This is a genomic window from Bifidobacterium simiiventris, from assembly GCF_019331715.1.
GTDB lineage: Bacteria > Actinomycetota > Actinomycetes > Actinomycetales > Bifidobacteriaceae > Bifidobacterium > Bifidobacterium simiiventris.
Window position 1 is genome coordinate 67,477 of sequence record NZ_JAHBBG010000004.1, and the last position, 18,174, is coordinate 85,650.

Sequence of the window (18,174 nt, forward strand, 5' to 3'; positions counted from 1 at the left end):
AGGCGCAGCCGGAGCGGAGACATCCTTTCCTGTCGGACATTCCCCGTGCAAGATTTCTCGACTCGCCGCGCTCGTTCGAAATGACCGACACCGCCCGACGCGCTCACTGCGCGTCGCGCATCACCTGCGTGTAGTCGTAGCCGAACTCCTCGGGCGTGCCGTCGAAACCGAACGAGACGCCCGTCTCGCCCACCGGGCAGTCCTTGAGGAAGCGGCGGAATTCCTCCTCGCTTACGGTCTTCGGGATCATGATCGTCGTCGGATTGTCGCCGTCCGGGTCCGCGACCCAGCCGTACCCTTTCTCGCGCGCCTTCCTGGCGAAGTCGAGCGCCGCCTGCTTCTGCGCGTCGGAGACGGCCGGCTGCATGTCCGCGCCTTGCACGGGCTGGGTGAAGCCCGGCACCTGCGCCTGGCACGCCGCGTAATCCTGCTGCTTGGATTCATACGGGCTGCCGGCGAGCGCGGTGGCGTCCGCGAACATGACCCACACCTTGTCGTCCTCGACGGATGTGAACGTCGCGCCCGTATACAGTTGCTGGGCGTCGGAGTCGACGGTCATGCCGTTCGAGTCGCCGCCGACCGGAACCGGGTTGCCGGCCTTGTCGATCATGCGCAGTTCGACCGCGTTCTTCACCGTTGGCGTCTTGGATGCATCCGCGGAACCGGACATGTCGGGTGCGGCCGCGGCCTGCGCCTCGAAGCCCTTGCCAGTGAGGCATGCGATGAACTTCTTGACGTTTGCATCGGTCGACACGGCGGCGTCGTTACCGGAAGCGGCGGTGTTCGACGGGTCGCCGCCGTTCGCCGTGAGCGGCGTGGAGCAGCCGGCGAGCGCCGACAGGGCGAGCGTGGATGTGAGGGCGACGGTCAGGATGCGCGGGTTGCGGTTCATGGTTCCTCCTTGGGATCGGTGTCGTCATCCATCCAACCGTGTCGTCCGTGGCGTGTCGGTGAGGTTGAGTCTTACCTTCGCATTACCGACAGGGCGGGAGGATGGGGATGATAATGGGTGGAGCACCCGAACCGTACGCATCGCACGAAAGAGGCACGACATGCGAATCCTGATCGTCGAGGACGACCACGAACTGGCCGCCGCGCTGGATGACGCGCTGCGCTACGAAGGCTATGCGACGAGCCTCGCCGCGACCGGCACCGAAGCGTTGCAGGCGCTCGCCGACCAGAGCATCGACATAGTGCTGCTCGACCGTGATCTGCCGGTGCTTTCCGGTGACGCGGTGATGGCGACGATCGCCGCGAACCGCATCCCCGTCGCCGTCATCATACTCACCGCCGCGGCCGAAGTGAGCGACCGGGTCAGCGGCCTCGACCTCGGCGCCGACGACTATCTGACCAAACCGTTCGCCTATCCGGAACTCCTCGCCCGCATCCGCGCGCTGCAGCGGCGCTCCGGCAAGTCCGCCGCTACCGCGGCGGTGTTTACGCGCGGCGACATCACGCTCGACACGACGCGACGATTGGTGTTCCGCGACCACGGGCGTACGCTCGTCAAACTCACGCCAAAGGAGTACGGCGTATTGCTCGAGCTCATGCGCGCCGACGGCGGCTACGTGAACGTGCCGGAACTCTACGAGGCCGTATGGGACGATCCGACCGCCGCGGAACCGGCCGACGTGATCAAGACCACCGTGTACTTGCTGCGCCGCAAGCTCGCCGACCGCGACGCGATCGTCTCGACCCGCGGGGAAGGATACCGGCTGCGATGAACCGTATGCGAACGATCTCCGCGCGGTTGAGACCGCGCACGTTCCGGGCCGTCATGGTGCTGTCCATCGCGGTCATCGCCATGCTGATGATGGCGGCCGTCATCATCACGCAGAACGTCATCGTCGCCCGCGTCGCCGCCGAACAGAACATGGCCGTCATGTGCGTTTCCTCGTTCGACTCGTCTGGCTCGTCCAACTCATCGGGCGGCACCGATGCCGACTCCTCGGATACGAAGTCGGCGGATGTCTGCGATCAAGGCGCGGTCACGCTCGGCGACGGGGCGAACATCGACGTGTTCGGCCAATCCGATGCGGACCACTACTCGTTCGGCATCGCCCGGACCGTGGACTCGGTCACCAGTTCGTTCGTGAACACCATGCGGGCGTCGTCCATCGTCATGATGGTCGTGTTCGGACTGCTCGCGCTTGGCGTCGCATGGATCGTCGGCACGAAGCTGTCGAACCGTGTCGCCGACGTCGGCCGGCAGGTCGAATCGCTCGACCCGGACGATCTGCACGCACGGATCGACGATACGCATAGCCAAGACGAGATCGGCCGGCTGGTCACGTCGATCAACGGTCTGCTCGACCGCGTTCAAACCGCGTCCGAGGCGGAGCGACGGTTCGTGTCGAATGCGTCGCATGAACTGCGCACGCCGATCGCCGCCGTCGAAACGAACCTCGACGCGCCGCTCGCCCAAGGCCGCTTCCCCGCCGACGTGGAACCGTCCGTGCGACGCGCGCTCGCCGCGAACCGGCGTGGCGCGCAGCTCGTACAGGCGCTGCTCACGTTGTCGCGCATCCAGAACGGCGCGATCGGCGGACGGCGGACGGCATCGGGCATGCCGAACGATGGTGCACATGATGCCGCGCACGGCAAGACGGTACCGCAGGCCGCGGCGAACGCCGCCGTTGGCACGGCCGATGTCGCTCGCGCGACGGATCTGACCGGCTGCGTGAACGACATGGTCGACGACATCTCGGACGATGCTGCAACGCATGGCATCATCATGTGCACCGACGACCTGCCGTCCGTGCATGTGACGGCCGACCGTGCGCTGCTCGAACTGGCCGTGGGCAATCTCGTCCGCAACGCCGTCGTGCACAACGTGGACGGCGGGTCGATCGACGTTGCGATTACGACGGGCGAAGACGGCGATGGCGTCGGCAACGTGACGTTGGTCGTGACGAACACCACCGACGAGACGTTGCCCGACGATCTCAATGATCTGATCCAGCCGTTCCATCGCGGCGAGCATTCGCGCATCAGCGCCGTGCCCGGCGTGGGATTGGGACTGTCGATCGTGGACGCCGCATGCGATGCGATGGGCGCGACGCTCGACCTGTCACAGCCCGATTCCGCCACGTTCCGTGCGACGATCCGGTTCTCTCGTTAGCATTCCCGCTCCACTAGAAGTGGGAGCAGGTTATGGTCACCGCGTGTATTCCTCGAGCGTGATGCCGCGGTCGTGAATGGCTTTGGCCACGTCCGCGCCAACAAACCGGTAGTGCCACGGCTCGTATTGGTTGCCGGTCACGTCGGTTTTGCCGTCCGGGTAGCGCAGGATGAACCCGTATGCCCACGCGTTCGCGGCGAGCCAGTTATACACGCGCTGGTTGGCGTCCGCGTTCGCTGCGCCAACCGCATTGAGGTCGACGGCCAGTCCGATCTCGTGTTCGCTGGTACCGGGGATCGCGACGAGCTGTTCTGCCTCACGAGTGGCGTCTTTGGCGCTCATGCCCTGGTTTTCGTACAGGAAGACCTTGTCGCTCATGATCTGCTGTTGCTGCGCGTGGGTGCGGTATCCGGCCGTCACCTCCGGGTCGAGCCCGTCGGCACGCATCGCGTCGAACATGCGCTGCAGGTCCGGGTAGATGCGCGAGTCGACCTGCTGGCCGTTGGCAAGCTGCGTGAGTTCGGGCGCGGGATAGTCGTCAGGGATGCGATGCCAACGGTTGACGACGATCATGTTCCATGACTGCGCGGAATATTTGGCCTCGGGGATACCCGGGGCGAACGGCCCCCAGTGGGCGATGCGGCCGAGGCCGAACAGCGCGCCGACGATGAGCGCCACGGCGGCGATCATCGTGACGGTCAGACGCGCCACGGACTTGGCCATGCGCTCGCGCCGGTATTGCGCGAAATTGCGCACCGCTCCCCTGCCGTTTGCCGCTGACCGGCCCTTGTGGCCGTTCGCATTCATGCACCCCGATGCGACGGGGCCCATCGTGGTTCGTGTCATCGTTCATCCCTTTCCCTGCCGACGGTCGCACCGCGGTTGGCGTGCAGCCGAATCCGCGTGCAATAGAAAACCGTTGCGATACCTCTCAATCGTAGGAATCGCAGCGGTTTCGCACTATCGGCCGGCGGGATGAACCGACCCTGATCCTTGGGGATGACCGCCCGGAATCAACCCCTAAGGGTCACCCCGAACCGGCCGTCTCGGCCGCTCTCCGGTCAGTGGGTCTCGCCCATGATCTCGGTCGCGTCGGTCGTCGCGGTCACGGCCGCTTCGATCGCATATCCGAGGGCCCTGGCCATCGTGGCGATCTCCATGACCGGCGTGCCGTTCGCCTTGCCGACGCCCTGTTCGACCGCGTACGGCACGTGGATGAAGCCGCCCTTGACGCCGGGGAACCTGCGGTCGAGCAGGTAGAGCACGTGGTACATGATCGCGTTGCACACGTAGGTGCCGGCCGTGTACGACATGAACGCGGGAATGCCGTGGTCGTTGATGTTCTTCACCATCGCCTTGACCGGCAGGGTCGCGAAGTACGCGGTGTCGCCGTCGGCGCGCAGAGGCGTGTCGAACGGCTGTTCGCCGTCGTTGTCGGGGATGCGCGCCTCGGCGAGGTTAATCGCGACCTTTTCGACGGTGATCGCGGAGCGGCCGCCGGCCTGGCCGACGCACAGCACCCAGTCCGGCCGTTCGCGTTCGATGGCCGCCTCGACGACCTGTGCACTGCGCGTGAACGCGGTCGGGATCTCGAGTGTGACAACCGTCGCGCCGGCGATCTCGTCCGGCAGCAGTGTGACGGCCTCGAACGCGGGATTGACGGATTCGCCGCCGAACGGGTCGAATCCGGTGACGAGGATCTTCTTGGACATAACTGCTCCTTACCTACCTGCGCTGGAATGACGCCACGGCCGCTCATACGGACCTGCGCATGCCACAGCGTAGCGCGGGATCCGACGCATGTTCGGCACCCCTTCGCTATAGTGGACGGTTGGACTTTGACCGGCACGCGGCATGCGGGCCGGCATATGACGATACGCGACGCAATACGACGACACAGGCGAAAAGGACGGACGAACAGGCATGGCCATCGAAGCGCAGGGACTTGAGATTCAGATCGGCGCGCGCACGCTGCTGCACGCCACCGACTTCCATGTGGCCAAGGGCGACAAGATCGGTCTGGTCGGTCGCAACGGCGCCGGCAAGACCACGCTGACGCGCGTGATCACCGGCGACATGCTGCCGTCCGCCGGCAAGGTGCGCGTCTCCGGCAAGCTCGGCTATCTGCCGCAGGACACGCACGCCGCCGACCAGACGCAGACCGCGCTCGACCGCATGATGAGCGCGCGCGACATCGCGACGATCATCGCCCGCATGCGCAAATGCGAGAAGGAAATGACCGATCCGGACCCGGACGTGATGACGCGTGCGATGAACCGGTACGACAAGATCATGCAGGACTTCGACAAGGCCGGCGGCTACGCGGCGCAGTCCGAGGCGATCGCCATGGCCGACAGCCTGGGCCTGCCGCAGGACGTGATGAACCGCGAGCTCGGCACCCTGTCCGGTGGCCAGCGCCGTCGCATCGAACTGGCCCGCATTCTCTTCTCCGACGCGGACACACTGATCCTCGACGAGCCGACCAACCATCTGGACGCCGATTCGATCGAATGGCTGCGCGGGTTTCTGAAGAAGTTCGAGGGCGGCTTCCTCGTGATCTCCCACTCGACCGAATTGTTGGACGAGGTCGTCAACAAGGTGTGGCATCTCGACGCGCAGCTCGGCCAGATCGACATGTACTCGCTCGGCTGGAAGGCGTACCTGCACCAGCGCGCCGTGGACGAGGAGCGCCGCCGCCGTGAACGCGAGGTCGCCGAGAAGAAGGCCGAACGCCTCATGAAGCAGGGCATCCGCCTGCACGCGAAGGCCACCAAGGCCGTGGCCGCGCAGAACATGATGCGCCGCGCCGAAAAACTCCTCGAGAACACGTCCGAGGCGCAGAAGAAGGAGAAGGTCGCCGACATCCGCTTCCCCGAACCGGCGCCCTGCGGCCGCACGCCGATCATGGCGAAGGACATCTCCAAGGCGTACGGTTCCAACATCGTGTTCGCCGGCGTGAACCTCGCCGTCGATAAGGGCTCGCGCGTGGTCATCCTCGGCTACAACGGCGCCGGCAAGACCACCACGCTGCGTCTGCTCGCGCACATCGAACAGCCCGACACCGGCACGGTCGAATACGGCCACGGCTGCAAGATCGGCTACTTCGCGCAGGAGCACGACACGCTCGACCTGAACGCGACCGTGCTTGAAAACCTCACGCACGTCGCGCCCGAGCTCAACGACACGCAGGCGCGTTCCATCCTCGGCTCGTTCCTATTCTCCGGCGACGACGCGTTGAAGCCCGCCCGCGTGCTCTCCGGCGGCGAGAAGACCCGACTCGCGCTCGCCACGCTCGTCACGTCCCGCGCGAACGTGCTGCTGCTCGACGAGCCGACCAACAACCTCGACCCAGCCTCGCGCGACGAGATTCTGAAAGCCATCGCCAAGTATGAGGGCGCGATCGTGCTCGTCACCCACGACGAGGGCGCGGTGCAGGCGCTCAACCCGGAACGCGTGCTGCTCATGCCCGACGGCGACGAGGACCTCTGGAACGACAGCTATTTGGAGCTTGTCGCCGAGGAATAGCGGTTGTGCGATAACGGAGCGTCCTCCACGTTGCTCCTCGGTCGACGTGCTGAAGCACGCCTTCCCTCGGTGCGCCTTGAGGCCGCACACGTTATCGCGCACCGTCCTTCATCATTCGCCGCAGGTCCCCGATGCTCCTACAATGTGTGGTGTTTCAAGGCACATCATGGGCAAGAGGGAATCATGAGCGAAACGCATAACCGGATTGCGGCCGACGACGCGGCGATCCACCAACAGACCAAGCATGCAGGAGCCGCCGTCAAAGCGGCCCTCGCCGCGAACATCGGCGTCGCGGCCGCCAAACTGTGAGCGGCCGCGTTCACCGGATCATCCGCCATGCTATCCGAATCCGTGCACTCGATCGCCGACTGCTCGAACGAGATCGTCCTCATGATCGGCGGCCGCTTCTCCAAGCATCGCACCGACGGTGACCATCCGTTCGGCCTGTACCGTGCGAAATACCTCGCGTCGTTCGTTGTCGCCACGCTGCTGTTCTTCGTCGGCGGCTTCTTCTCCACCTCCGAGGCGGTCAAGAAGATCATTGCCGTCGCCGCCGATCCGGCGTTGCGCGACGCCAACCAGATCGAACTGACGGCCGCGCTCGTCGTGGTCGTCGTCAGCGCCTGTCTCGAAGGCTACGGCCTGCATTCGAGCGTCAAAGAAGCGAACGAACGCATGACGCGCACGCGCACGCCGCACATGGGCATCTTCCGGTTCTGGCGGCGCACCAAGTCGGCCGAACTTGCCTCCGTCATCATGGAGGACACGCTCGCGCTGATCGGTCTCGCGTTCGCCGGAGCCGGCATAGGCCTCGCGATCATGCTCGACGATGAACTGTGGGATGCGATCGGCGGCCTGATGGTCGGTCTGGTATTGATCGCCGGTTCGCTGCTGCTCGCGTTCAAGTCCGGCTCACTCTTGCTCGGCGAGACCGTCGACCGGGTGACGCGCGACGAGATCGTCGCCGCGGTCACGTCGACGCCCGGCGTGGACCGGCTGCTCAACATGCAGACGATCCACATGTCCGAAGACGACATCCTGCTGTGTCTCAAGGTCGAAACGTCGAAGCTCGACCGCGACTACGACGTGGAAACGGTCGACAAGATCGAACGCGCGGTGCGCGGCGCACTGCCATGGTACCGGTTCGAAATCTACGTGGAACCCGATGTCTTCCGCCCGGAGGCGCACCGCAACGCGAACGCGAACGCGTGACATGACCGGTGCGTGGGACGCGCGGCGTACCAAGTCGGCCGGGTTGCGGTAAGGTTACGCAACGTACCAACCAATCGCAATGCGCAACCGATGCGCAAGATCGTGAGGAATCATGGCATATTCGCACAACGCGCCGTTCCGCGCCGACGTGGTCGGCAGCTACCTGCGTCCGGCCGAGCTCAAGGCCGCCCGCGCCGACTATGAAGCCGGTCGGATCGACGCCGCCGCGCTCAAGGCCGTCGAGGATCAGTGCATCACCGAGCTCGTCGCCAAGCAGAAGGCCGCCGGACTGCACGCCATCACCGACGGCGAGTTCCGCCGCGGCTGGTGGCACCTCGACTGCATGTGGGGCTTCGCCGGTGTTGAGAAGGTCTCCATCGACCAGGGCTACGTGTTCCACGACGAGGTGACCCGCGCCGAATCCGCCCGCCTATCCGGCAAGATCGCGTTCGACAGCACGCACCCATTCGTCGACCACTTCCGCTTCCTCAAAGCTTTCGAGGACGACACGGTCGTGGCCCGCCAGACCATCCCCTCCCCCTCGCAGCTGTACGCCGAGCTGTTCCGTCCGGAGAACATCGCATCCGTGCACGAGTTCTACGGCGACGACCAGGCCGCCTACGACCAGCTGGCCGACGACACCGCGGCCGCGTTCCACGGCCTGATCATGGCCCTGTACGAGGCCGGCTGCCGCAACGTGCAGCTCGACGACTGCACGTGGGGCATGTTCTGCGACCCGAACTTCAACTCCCACTACACTCCCGAGGAGTTCGCCGCCATGCAGGAGCAGTACGCGGCGATGAACAATGCGGCGATCGCCGACCTGCCCGCCGATCTGGTGGTCGCCACGCACGACTGCCGCGGCAACTACCATTCGACGTGGGCGTCCGCCGGCGGCTATTCGGTCGTGGCCGACGTGTTGTTCGGCAAGGAGAACGTCGCCGCCTACTACCTCGAGTTCGACGACGACCGTTCCGGCGACTTCGCCCCGCTCGCCAAGGTCTCGGGCGACAAGAAGGTCGTGCTCGGCCTGATCACGTCGAAGAAGCCCGAGCTCGAGGATCCCAAAGTCATCAAGGCGCGCATCGCCGAGGCCGCGCAGTATGTGCCGCTTGACCGTCTGTGTCTGTCCACCCAGTGCGGTTTCGCCTCCACCGAGGAGGGCAATAAGCTCACCGAGGAGCAGCAGTGGGCCAAGATCGCGCTCGTGCAGTCCATCGCCAAGGAGGTCTGGCACGACTGATCTCGTCGCGAGGCGAGCCGTCATGACATGAGAACGGGGTTGTGGCGGCCGGGGAGAATTTCCCTCCGGCCGCCACAACCCCGTTCTCGTATGTTCGGGCTGTTTTACTGCTCGTCCGCCTTCGCAGCTGCCTCGTTGATGCACCGGATCGCGTTGAGCGTGCGTGGATAGCCGATGTACGGCATGCACTGCGAGATGACCGCGATCAGGAACGCCTTCTCGTTGCCGACCTTGAGGTTCGCGCCCGCATGCGCGACCAGCTGCGGTTCGCAGCCGCCCTGCGCTGCCAGGAAGCACAGCGTGATCATCTCGCGCTGGCGATGATCGAGTCCGCCGCGCGTGTAATAGTCGCCGAAGCAGTTGCCGGCCAGCCATTTGTTGATATGCCGCGTCTCCTTCGGACCGGAGTGCGCGAAGCCGCGCATGTGCTCGCCGAAGATGTCGACCTGCGCTTTCTCCCCGGCATCCACACGCGTTTCCGGCGTGGTGGTCGACTGCGGTGCGAGCGGCAGGGCGATGTTCTTCGACTCGAACACCTCGTTGGTCTTCTTCAGGAACGGCAGCACGCGGCCGAACCCGAGATAGGCGACCGACTGGTACACGATCTCCTTGATTTCGACAGGACTGACCCCTGATTCCAGAGCCACCGGCACCATCAGCTCATAGTCATCAAGCCCCTGGCATCCGATCAGCGTGGCGAGGATCGCCATCGCCCGCGTCGCGTCGTCCAAATCGGGATGGTTCGCTCCCGGCTCGTTGATCACCTCGTCATACGCGAAATTCGAGAACAGTTCCACGAATTCGGGATCGGTTTCGGCCAGCGTCTTATCGCTGTTCCAGAATTTGTTCATGCTGTTGCGCAGCCCCTCGAACATGTTCGACTCCTTGAAATCCGTTCATTGTATGGTGGTCACTGTCCGGCTTTGCCGCCGACTTGCAGCCGCTTGACCTTCTCCACGATATCGCGGTTCTCCTCAAGCAGTTGCTCCGCATCCTGCTCGCGTCCCTCGGCGATGGCCCGCCAATACAGGGTCTTGAACGAGACGTACGCCTGCTGCATGCGGATACTCTCCGCCTTGGCCGCCAGCCGCAATGCCTGCGCGTCAAGCAGTTCCATCTGCCGGCGCGCCCCGTCCGGACCGTCGAAACGGTTCCTCAGATACGCGCGCATCGCATCGATCGGCATGCCCGTGGCCGCAAGACAGGAGACGATGGAGATCGCTTCGAGATCGTCGTCGGAATATGCGCGGTGCCCGGAGCTTGGATCGCGCGCGATGGGGTCGATGATGCCGATCTGCTCGTAATAGCGCAACGTGGATTCTGGCAGTCCGGAAATCAATGACGCCTCACGGATCGTGTGCCAAGTGGTGGTCGTGGTGCTCATGATTCGTACTCTAGATACTTCAAGCACTCGAAGTAAACCGACGACACGCCAGGCATGTCCGCGTTCGCCATTCGTTCCCGTCCGATCATCGCGTGGCACGGGGCACTAGACTGTTTTGCCGACGACAGGATGCGCGGGCATGGCGTTTGCCTCCACGCGGAAAGGAACGCGAGCAATGGGACTCTTCGCAACGATCGAACATCTATTCAATCATCAGATCGGTCGTCAGGCGACGATCGGCCAGCCGCTGACGCTGAAGGACGCGAAACAGGTGCTGTCCGTGATCGCAGTGCATCAGCCTCTGGCGGATATGCGCAAGGTCGCCGACGCGGTCAGGGAGATACAGGACACCACGCCGCAGTATGTCACGTTCGGCATGTCGCACTACTACAGCGAGCCGAAACGCGTTCGGTTCCAATCCGAAGGCGGCAGATTCGTCGACGCTGATGCGATCGCCACCGCATACGCGCAATCCGCCGTGCTGATCGACGAATGCGACATACAGCATCTTATGGGAGACATCGCCGACAACCGTGAGCATCGCGATCCCGAACACACGCCGGCCGTGCCGATCGAGCCGCTGGTCGCGGCGACCCGCGAACGGCTCGACGGGCCTATCGCCGGTCGCCGCGCATGGCTGTTCGCCCTGTACGATCAGCTGGATGACATCGACGAGGCGACCAAACATGATCTTGCGCCGTTGGCGGCGGCACTGTCCTCGGCCAACGGCCATGTCTCGACATCGAACGGTGCCGTGCATGATGCGACGAAGGAAATGGTGGCCGGTTTGGTCGTCGCACTGCTGTTCGACGACCAAACCCACTCGTCACAGGCTTCAGGTGGGGACGAGCGCACGGTGCTTGCCGCCCCGCAGACGCCGTCGACAGGCTACATGGCCGCCGTCGACGTTTTTCGCCGGCACGGCGTCGCCATCGCACCGAAAATCACCTTGGACGATTAACCGAACGACGTCCGGAGCTGCCGGTTCATGACCGACGCTCGAACGCCGCCTTGGTCTTGGCAGCAAGCTGGCCGCACGCGCCGTCGATATCCTGACCGCGCGTGTCACGCAGCGTCGCAGTGATGCCGGCGGCGTGGAGGATATCGAGGAACCGCTGTTCGTCCTCGGGCTTCGACGCCGTCCAGCGCGATCCCTCGATCGGGTTGAGCGGGATCGGGTTGACGTGCGCCCAGTCGTCGCCGTAATGGTTGAGCCGCTTCGCCAGCAGACGGGCATGCTCGGCCTGGTCGTTGATGCCGCGCATGAGCGCGTATTCGATGCTGACGCGGCGTTTGGAGGCAAGGAAATAGTCATGCGCGGCATCCAGCACCTGCGTGGTGTTGAACCGGCGGTTCATCGGCACGAGCTCGTCACGCAATTCGTCACTTGGCGCGTGCAATGACACAGCAAGACGCACCGGAATGCCCTCGGCGGTGAGTTTCTTGATGCCGGGGACGACGCCGACGGTGGAAACGGTGATGTTGCGGGCCGAGATGCCGAATCCCTCGGGCGGCATGGCGCTGATCTGACGCACCGCGGACAGCACGGAATTGTAGTTGCCCATCGGCTCGCCCATGCCCATGAACACGATGTTGCTCAGTCGGCCCGGGCCGCCGGCGACTTCGCCGTCGCGCATCATGCGCGCGGCGACACGCACCTGTTCGAGGATCTCCCCTGCGGACATGTTCCTGGTAAGTCCCAGTTTGCCGGTGGCGCAGAACGGGCAGCCCATGCCGCAGCCGACCTGCGAGGAGATGCACAGCGTGGTGCGCGTCGGATAACGCATGAGCACCGATTCGATGTGCGATCCGTCGAACAGGCGCCACAGGGTCTTGATGGTCATGCCGTTGTCGGCGACCTGCCTGGTGACTTCGTGGATCAGCTCGGGGAAGAACGCCTCGGCCGCTTCGGTTCGCTTGGCGGCGGGGAAATCGCTGAATTCCTCGGCGTTCACGTCGAAATGGCCATAGTAGTGGTTGGCAAGCTGCTTGACGCGGAACTTCGGCAGGCCCAGCTCCTTCGCCTTGTCGATGCGCTGTTCGGCGGTCATGTCGGCGAAATGCAGCGGCGGCTTGCCCCGTCGTGCGTGATCCTTGGACAGCACGTCGCGGAACGCGCCGCTGGTGCCGCCGGGCGTGATGCCGGTCTCCGGCATATCGTGGTGTTCGCTCATGTCATGCTCCGATCATGAAGAATGCCATCCCGGCCCGTGGCACGGAATGGCATTTCGATTGTCATCGTTGTTCGTCAGTCTCTCCGGGACGAATCACAGCCCGGTGGCCCATAGCAACAGGCAGGTGAACGGCGCCGACAGCACGATGGAGTCGATGCGATCCATCACGCCGCCGTGGCCCTTGAGCAGATGGCCCATGTCCTTGATGCCGATGTCGCGTTTGAGCATGGACGCGCACAGATCACCGAACGTGCCGACGACGCCGATCATGATACCGGCGACGACCGGCACCCACCAGCGGTCGGCCCAGCGGGACGGTTCATACGTGCAGGCGAAGATCGCGAACGCGCCGGCCATGGCGAACAGCATGGAGCCGATCAGTCCCTCCACGGACTTCTTCGGCGAGATGCGCGGGCTGAGCTTGTGCTTACCGAACCATGCGCCGGCGAACAGGCCGCCGGTGTCGCTCAGGGCCGGCAGGAACACGAGCATGATCGCGTGGGCCACCGGATGCCCGTTGAACGTCAGCGGGATCACGATGCACGAGCCGAGCAACGGGATGTACAGCAGCGTGAACAGCGAGACGGCCACGTGGCTAAGCCGGCTGTGATGCTGTTCGCCGCCTTCGTGGTTGAAGGAGGATTCCAGGCGCGCCGCGGCGTCGGTGTTGGCGAGCTTGCTGGCGACGGCGGTGGACAGCCTGGTGCCGATGCTCACCTTGGCGCTGGCGGACAACGCCACCAGCACCGCCGAGACCATGATGCACATCGCCATGGCGACGATGTGGTACGGGCTGTAGTATGCCGCCACCAGCGTGACGGTCGAGCAGATCCACAGCATGATCACCGGAATGTGCAGTCCGGCCGTCGCGAAATCGACGCGCAGCTCCCACAGCGCGAGCATCATGAACACGACCAGCAGGGCCACGAACAGATCGATGCTGATCAGCAGGCATGCGAGGATGATGGCGATCAGGATCACTGCCGTCGCAATTGCCTGCGGCATGTTACGGCCGGTCTTTTTATTGATCGCGTCGATGGCCTCCTCGGCCTCCTGCTCACGCTGCGCGCGCGTCTCCATCACGTATCTCCCGTTTGTCGTCCGACATCATGAAGGCTCCCCTATATGGGGAAGCCGGTGCACAGGGGCCTGTTCAGACCTCCATGATCTCCTTCTGCTTGGTCTCGAGCAGCGCGTCGAGCTCATCGGTGACCTGCTTGGTGACCTTGTCGAGCTCCTTGAGCAGACGATCGCCCTCGTCCTCGCCCATGTCGCCGTCCTTGACGGACTTGTCGATGGACTCCTTGGTCTTGCGGCGGATGTTGCGCACGGCGACCTTGCCCTCCTCGGACTTGGTCTTGGCGAGCTTGACGTATTCCTTGCGACGTTCCTCGGTGAGCTCCGGCATGGTCAGTCGGATCACGTTGCCGTCGCGGCGCGGGGAGGCGCCGAGATCGGAATCGCGCAGCGCCTTCTCGACGGCGTTGGCCTGCGACGGATCGAACGGGGAGACCGACAGGGTGCGCGGTTCCGGAACACCGATGGTGGCGACGGACTTGAGCGGCATGGTCATGCCGTAGGACTCCACGGTGATGCCGTTGAGCAGCGCCGGGTTGGCGCGGCCGGTGCGGATGCCGGAGAAGTTCTCCTTGGTGTTCTCGACGGTCTTCTTCATCTGGTCCTTGGCCTGTTCGACAAGATTAGCCATGATGTGTTGCTCCTTTGGATTGGTTGATGGTTGCTGTATTCGTCGTTGAATGCGCCTGGGCGCGTCCGGTGCCGTCAGTCGGCGAGTGTGGATTCGGCATCGGAGACAAGCGTGCCGATACCGTCGCCGAGCAGCGCCTTGGTCACGTTGCCGGCGCCCTCGAGCCCGAACACGCGGATGCACTGCTTGTTGTCGCGGGCCATCGACAGCGCGGACGCGTCCATGACGGCGAGGTTGTCGACGAGCGCGCGATTGTAGTCGAGCGTGGCGAACCGCTGCGCATCCGGGTGCTTGCGCGGATCGGCGGTGTACACGCCGTCGACGCCGTTCTTGCCCATGAGGACCTCATCGCAGTGGATTTCCAGCGAACGCTGGATGGAGACGGTGTCGGTGGAGAAGTACGGCATGCCGGCACCGGCGCCGAAGATGACGACGCGGCCCTTTTCAAGATGGCGGATGGCCTTGAGCGGGATGTACGGCTCGGCGACCTGGCCCATGGTGATGGCGGTCTGCACGCGGGTGGCCTGGCCTTCCTGCTCGAGGAAGTCCTGCAGCGCGAGGCAGTTCATCACGGTGCCGAGCATGCCCATGTAATCGCCGCGGGAACGGTCGATGCCGGCCTGCTGCAGTTCGGCGCCGCGGAAGAAGTTGCCGCCGCCCGTCACGATCGCGACCTGCACGCCCTGCTGGACGGCGGGCACGATCTCCTCGGCGATGCGACGCACCACATGCGTGTCGATGCCGACCTTGCCGCCGCCGAACGCTTCGCCGGACAGCTTGAGCAGCACTCTGCGAGGCTTGTTTTCTCCAGTCATACACAGCCTTTCTTCAACCGGCCCGTGAACCGATATGGTCCGACGGACCGTAAATTTACCGTCTATCAGACTATCCGTAAACTACGACAGCGCCGGTTCATGGCTTGTGCGCCCGTCTGCAGATCGTCCTTCGTCGTCACCGCAGGGTCGCGGAACGCGCATATCGCACGACGTTCTCGGTCACCTCGCCAAGATAGCGCATCGAGGTGCGCCAGTCCCCCGGAATCTCGATCGAATGGTTTGCATCGGCGTATTCGTGGACCTTCGCGCTCAGACGATGCGCGCGTTCGCTGTCGTACAGAGGATCGGCGGTGCCTGCGCAGATCAGCGGGTCGGGAGCGTGCCCGGCGTGGTAATCCGTGTCGCCCGGCACGGGGATCACGGAACGGGCGGGATCGAAATCGGCCGGGGAGAACACCGGCGTCAGCAATGCCATCGGCACGCCGAGTTGCGCAACGTGCGGATAGATGAAGGTGGACAGCGATTTGCCTACGACCAACACATCCGGCATGGATCCGTCGCCGGCGTCGGCACGCACGTCGTCCAGCCACTGGTCCACCGCCGCGGACAGCATGGCGAAAATACGGGGCGCAGGAGTCTTCGACAGGTCGGCGTTCACGTCCAGCCGGTCGGCGTGCCAACCGTCCTCGACCAACGCCGTCGCCGCGTAGTACAGCAGCGGACGATCGCAGTTGTAGCCGGTGCCCGGCATCAGCAACACGCGTTTGGCCGCGTCCTGCGCGGCGATCCTGTTCTTGCACCAGCCCCGTCGTGCGCAGGTGGGCTTGATGCCGCCCTTCCCCATCGTTGTCTCTATCATGTGGCTCCCTCATGTCGTTTCACAGGTCGGATGGTGATTTCCGGGTACCACTATAGACCGATGAAGATGCAAAAAGACGGACCATGCGCCTTGGCATGATCCGTCTTTGTCAGTGCGGTTCAGCGTGAGCCGCCGTGTGATGAGGCATGAAGCCTAGATCACTCGGCGTCCTCTTCGCCCTTGCCGACCTCGATGCGCGCGAAAGCGGTGGCCTTGCCGCCGACTTCCTCGAACAGCTTGCCGACGGTCTTGGACGGATCCTTGACGAACGGCTGCTCGAGCAGCACGACTTCCTTGTAGAAGGCGTTGAGACGACCCTCGACGATCTTCGGGACGATCTTCTCCGGCTTGCCTTCGGCCAGGGACTTCTCGGTGGCCACACGACGCTCGGACTCGACCACATCGGCCGGGACGTCCTCACGGGTCAGCCACTTGGCGCCCATCGCGGAGATCTGCAGAGCGGCCTCGTGGGCCACGGCGGCACCGGCCTTGTCGGTGGCGATCATGGCGACGATGCTCGGCGGCATCTCGACGGACTTCTTGTGCGCGTAGATCTCGACGTGCTCGCCGGAGATCTTGGCGAACTGGCCGACCTTGACATGCTCGCCGAACAGGGCGGCGGCCTCTTCGATGGCGACCTTGACGGTGCCGTCCTCGGCCTTGGCCTCGAGCAGTTCGTCGGCGGAGTTGGCGTCGGCGGCCACGGCGTAGCCGAGCACGGTGTCGGCGAACTCGACGAACTTCGGGGTCTTGGCCACGAAGTCGGTCTCGGAGTTCAGCTCGACGGCGTAGCCGGTCTCACCGTTCGCGGTCTCGACGACTTTGGAGGCGATGGTGCCTTCCTGGGCCTTGCGGCCTTCACGCTTGCCGGCGGCCTGGATGCCCTTGGCGCGGATGATCTCCTTGGCGCGTGCCACGTCGCCTTCGGCCTCGGTCAGGGCCTTCTTGACGTCCATCATGCCGGCGCCGGTGTCCTCGCGCACCTGCTTGATCAGAGCTGCAGTGATTGCTGCCATGTTTGTCTCCTCTAGACTCGATGTGTTCCCATATATGAATGGGAGACGTTGCCGCCTCCCATCATAACGGATGCTCAGGCCTGGGCTTCGCCCTCGGCTTCAGCGGCGGCGGGAGCGGCCTGCGGGGCGTTGCCCTCGGTCAGCAGCTCCTTCTCCCAAGCGGCCATCGGCTGCTCGGTCTCGCCCTCGGCCTTGGCGGCCTTGCCGGAACGCTCCAGCAGACCCTCGGCCACGGCGTCGGCCATGAGGCTGGTCAGCAGCTCGATGCCGCGGATGGCGTCATCGTTGGCCGGGATCGGGTACTCGACGGCTTCCGGATCGGCGTTGGTGTCGACAAGGGCCACGACCGGGATGCCCAGCTTGTGGGCTTCCTCGACGGCCAGGGCTTCCTTGTTGATGTCAACGACGAACATCGCGGAAGGGGTGCGGGTCATGTTGCGGATACCGCCCAGCTGCTTGGACAGCTTGTCCTTTTCGCGCTCGAGCAGCAGCAGTTCCTTCTTGGTCAGACCGGAGCCGTGCACGTCGGAGAAGTCCATCTCCTCGAGCTCCTTAAGACGGTTCACGCGCTTGGACACGGTCTGGAAGTTGGTCAGCATGCCGCCGAGCCAACGCTCGGAGACATACGGCATGTTCACGCGGGTGGCCTGGGCCGAAACGGCTTCCTGAGCCTGCTTCTTGGTGCCGACGAACAGCACGGTGCCGTTGTGGGCGACCGTGGTCTTGATGAAGTCGTACGCCTTGTCGATCATTTCGAGCGACTTGAACAGGTTGATGATGTGGATGCCGTTGCGCTGGGTGAGGATGAACTGCTTCATCTTCGGGTTCCAACGACGGGTCTGGTGACCGAAGTGGAGGCCGGCCTTGAGCATTTCGCTCATCGTGATCTGTGCCATAGTGCACTACCTTTCTTGTCGGTTATTGCCTGGCCATGCGCGCCTGCGTGCAGCATACGCCCTTGCGGGGCTCAGCCGACCGACACAGGCCGTCGCGGACATGGCGCGATATGTCGTGTGCCGGTTGACAACAGTTGGTTGGCTCGGGCCGCCTGCGACTGCGGCCGTTGCCGGATGGCACACGAAGTTTCAGAATACTATGTGCCGCATACAAATGTGCCGCGCCCATCGGTCGGCGACGGGCGCGGCACATTTGCATG

Annotated in this window: 17 protein-coding genes and 1 pseudogene; 6 read left to right on the forward strand and 12 right to left on the reverse strand. The window is 64.2% G+C overall.

The features are described from left to right. Positions 1-103 precede the first annotated feature (103 nt). Positions 104-892: a hypothetical protein gene (locus KIH76_RS05950; protein WP_219069842.1), complete on the reverse strand. Its 789-nt coding sequence runs from the start codon at positions 890-892 to the stop codon at positions 104-106. Between the two features lie 160 nt (positions 893-1,052). On the opposite strand from KIH76_RS05950, the gene KIH76_RS05955 reads away from it, so the two are divergent. Further along, entirely contained in the window at positions 1,053-1,724 is a 672-nt protein-coding gene (locus tag KIH76_RS05955; protein ID WP_219069844.1) for a response regulator transcription factor, read from the forward strand. After that, positions 1,721-3,121: a sensor histidine kinase gene (locus KIH76_RS05960; protein ID WP_236036861.1), complete on the forward strand. Its 1,401-nt coding sequence runs from the start codon at positions 1,721-1,723 to the stop codon at positions 3,119-3,121. The genes KIH76_RS05955 and KIH76_RS05960 overlap by 4 nt, the downstream gene beginning before the upstream one ends. A 36-nt stretch (positions 3,122-3,157) precedes the next feature. On the opposite strand, the gene KIH76_RS05965 is transcribed toward KIH76_RS05960, so the two are convergent. Both KIH76_RS05965 and pcp read right to left on the reverse strand, forming a co-directional pair. Further along, positions 3,158-3,967, reverse strand: coding sequence for a M15 family metallopeptidase (locus KIH76_RS05965; RefSeq protein ID WP_236036862.1), 810 nt, complete (start codon positions 3,965-3,967; stop codon positions 3,158-3,160). A 215-nt stretch (positions 3,968-4,182) separates the two neighbouring features. Further along, a complete protein-coding gene (gene pcp, locus KIH76_RS05970) occupies positions 4,183-4,833 on the reverse strand; it encodes a pyroglutamyl-peptidase I (protein ID WP_214373779.1) in 651 nt (216 codons plus the stop codon). A 211-nt stretch (positions 4,834-5,044) separates the two neighbouring features. On the opposite strand from pcp, the gene KIH76_RS05975 reads away from it, so the two are divergent. The 3 genes and pseudogenes from KIH76_RS05975 to KIH76_RS05985 all read left to right on the forward strand — a co-directional run bounded on the left by KIH76_RS05975 (position 5,045) and on the right by KIH76_RS05985 (position 9,101). Further along, positions 5,045-6,646 carry an ABC-F family ATP-binding cassette domain-containing protein gene (locus KIH76_RS05975; RefSeq protein WP_214373778.1) on the forward strand — a complete coding sequence of 534 codons (1,602 nt, stop codon included), beginning with the start codon at positions 5,045-5,047 and terminating at the stop codon, positions 6,644-6,646. A 183-nt stretch (positions 6,647-6,829) separates the two neighbouring features. Then, a pseudogene (locus KIH76_RS05980) lies at positions 6,830-7,858 on the forward strand (cation diffusion facilitator family transporter). A gap of 112 nt (positions 7,859-7,970) precedes the next feature. Further along, positions 7,971-9,101, forward strand: a complete 1,131-nt coding sequence (locus KIH76_RS05985; RefSeq protein WP_214373777.1) for a 5-methyltetrahydropteroyltriglutamate--homocysteine S-methyltransferase — start codon at positions 7,971-7,973, stop codon at positions 9,099-9,101. 104 nt (positions 9,102-9,205) lie between these two features. Here the strand turns inward: KIH76_RS05985 and KIH76_RS05990 are convergent, their stop codons facing one another. Both KIH76_RS05990 and KIH76_RS05995 read right to left on the reverse strand, forming a co-directional pair. Beyond that, the gene (locus KIH76_RS05990; RefSeq protein WP_219069846.1) at positions 9,206-9,976 is read right to left on the reverse strand and encodes a carboxymuconolactone decarboxylase family protein; all 771 of its coding nucleotides are present in this window, start codon (positions 9,974-9,976) and stop codon (positions 9,206-9,208) included. 35 nt (positions 9,977-10,011) lie between these two features. Then, positions 10,012-10,485 carry a MerR family transcriptional regulator gene (locus KIH76_RS05995; RefSeq protein ID WP_214373775.1) on the reverse strand — a complete coding sequence of 158 codons (474 nt, stop codon included), beginning with the start codon at positions 10,483-10,485 and terminating at the stop codon, positions 10,012-10,014. Positions 10,486-10,660: 175 nt separating this feature from the next. Between KIH76_RS05995 and KIH76_RS06000 the strand changes: the two genes are divergently transcribed. Next, positions 10,661-11,446, forward strand: a complete 786-nt coding sequence (locus KIH76_RS06000; RefSeq protein ID WP_219069848.1) for a hypothetical protein — start codon at positions 10,661-10,663, stop codon at positions 11,444-11,446. A gap of 25 nt (positions 11,447-11,471) precedes the next feature. Here the strand turns inward: KIH76_RS06000 and rlmN are convergent, their stop codons facing one another. From rlmN to rpsB, 7 genes are all read right to left on the reverse strand, one after another. Next, positions 11,472-12,659, reverse strand: a complete 1,188-nt coding sequence (gene rlmN / locus KIH76_RS06005; protein ID WP_214373773.1) for a dual-specificity RNA methyltransferase RlmN — start codon at positions 12,657-12,659, stop codon at positions 11,472-11,474. 93 nt (positions 12,660-12,752) lie between these two features. Next, positions 12,753-13,739, reverse strand: coding sequence for a phosphatidate cytidylyltransferase (locus KIH76_RS06010; RefSeq protein WP_214373885.1), 987 nt, complete (start codon positions 13,737-13,739; stop codon positions 12,753-12,755). A 73-nt stretch (positions 13,740-13,812) separates the two neighbouring features. Then, positions 13,813-14,367: a ribosome recycling factor gene (gene frr / locus KIH76_RS06015; RefSeq protein ID WP_214373772.1), complete on the reverse strand. Its 555-nt coding sequence runs from the start codon at positions 14,365-14,367 to the stop codon at positions 13,813-13,815. Positions 14,368-14,441: 74 nt separating this feature from the next. Beyond that, positions 14,442-15,182, reverse strand: a complete 741-nt coding sequence (pyrH, locus tag KIH76_RS06020; protein ID WP_214373771.1) for a UMP kinase — start codon at positions 15,180-15,182, stop codon at positions 14,442-14,444. A gap of 136 nt (positions 15,183-15,318) precedes the next feature. Beyond that, complete coding sequence (locus KIH76_RS06025; protein ID WP_214373770.1) at positions 15,319-16,002, reverse strand: hypothetical protein; 684 nt, start codon at positions 16,000-16,002, stop codon at positions 15,319-15,321. A 158-nt stretch (positions 16,003-16,160) separates the two neighbouring features. Next, positions 16,161-17,018, reverse strand: a complete 858-nt coding sequence (gene tsf / locus KIH76_RS06030) for a translation elongation factor Ts (RefSeq protein ID WP_214373769.1) — start codon at positions 17,016-17,018, stop codon at positions 16,161-16,163. 74 nt (positions 17,019-17,092) lie between these two features. Then, the gene (gene rpsB, locus KIH76_RS06035; protein ID WP_214373768.1) at positions 17,093-17,914 is read right to left on the reverse strand and encodes a 30S ribosomal protein S2; all 822 of its coding nucleotides are present in this window, start codon (positions 17,912-17,914) and stop codon (positions 17,093-17,095) included. Between the last annotated feature and the right edge of the window lie 260 nt (positions 17,915-18,174).

What these genes read in the sequence shown, in the direction of transcription:
- KIH76_RS05990 (WP_219069846.1), bottom strand. Translation starts at nt 9,976, where the DNA reads ATGTTCGAGGGGCTGCGCAACAGCATGAACAAATTCTGGAACAGCGAT.
- rpsB (WP_214373768.1), bottom strand. Translation starts at nt 17,914, where the DNA reads ATGGCACAGATCACGATGAGCGAAATGCTCAAGGCCGGCCTCCACTTC.
- KIH76_RS05975 (WP_214373778.1), top strand. Translation starts at nt 5,045, where the DNA reads ATGGCCATCGAAGCGCAGGGACTTGAGATTCAGATCGGCGCGCGCACG.
- KIH76_RS05985 (WP_214373777.1), top strand. Translation starts at nt 7,971, where the DNA reads ATGGCATATTCGCACAACGCGCCGTTCCGCGCCGACGTGGTCGGCAGC.
- KIH76_RS06010 (WP_214373885.1), bottom strand. Translation starts at nt 13,739, where the DNA reads ATGGAGACGCGCGCGCAGCGTGAGCAGGAGGCCGAGGAGGCCATCGAC.
- frr (WP_214373772.1), bottom strand. Translation starts at nt 14,367, where the DNA reads ATGGCTAATCTTGTCGAACAGGCCAAGGACCAGATGAAGAAGACCGTC.
- KIH76_RS05950 (WP_219069842.1), bottom strand. Translation starts at nt 892, where the DNA reads ATGAACCGCAACCCGCGCATCCTGACCGTCGCCCTCACATCCACGCTC.
- pyrH (WP_214373771.1), bottom strand. Translation starts at nt 15,182, where the DNA reads ATGACTGGAGAAAACAAGCCTCGCAGAGTGCTGCTCAAGCTGTCCGGC.
- pcp (WP_214373779.1), bottom strand. Translation starts at nt 4,833, where the DNA reads ATGTCCAAGAAGATCCTCGTCACCGGATTCGACCCGTTCGGCGGCGAA.
- rlmN (WP_214373773.1), bottom strand. Translation starts at nt 12,659, where the DNA reads ATGAGCGAACACCACGATATGCCGGAGACCGGCATCACGCCCGGCGGC.
- KIH76_RS06025 (WP_214373770.1), bottom strand. Translation starts at nt 16,002, where the DNA reads ATGATAGAGACAACGATGGGGAAGGGCGGCATCAAGCCCACCTGCGCA.
- KIH76_RS05960 (WP_236036861.1), top strand. Translation starts at nt 1,721, where the DNA reads ATGAACCGTATGCGAACGATCTCCGCGCGGTTGAGACCGCGCACGTTC.
- KIH76_RS05995 (WP_214373775.1), bottom strand. Translation starts at nt 10,485, where the DNA reads ATGAGCACCACGACCACCACTTGGCACACGATCCGTGAGGCGTCATTG.
- tsf (WP_214373769.1), bottom strand. Translation starts at nt 17,018, where the DNA reads ATGGCAGCAATCACTGCAGCTCTGATCAAGCAGGTGCGCGAGGACACC.
- KIH76_RS05965 (WP_236036862.1), bottom strand. Translation starts at nt 3,967, where the DNA reads ATGACACGAACCACGATGGGCCCCGTCGCATCGGGGTGCATGAATGCG.
- KIH76_RS06000 (WP_219069848.1), top strand. Translation starts at nt 10,661, where the DNA reads ATGGGACTCTTCGCAACGATCGAACATCTATTCAATCATCAGATCGGT.
- KIH76_RS05955 (WP_219069844.1), top strand. Translation starts at nt 1,053, where the DNA reads ATGCGAATCCTGATCGTCGAGGACGACCACGAACTGGCCGCCGCGCTG.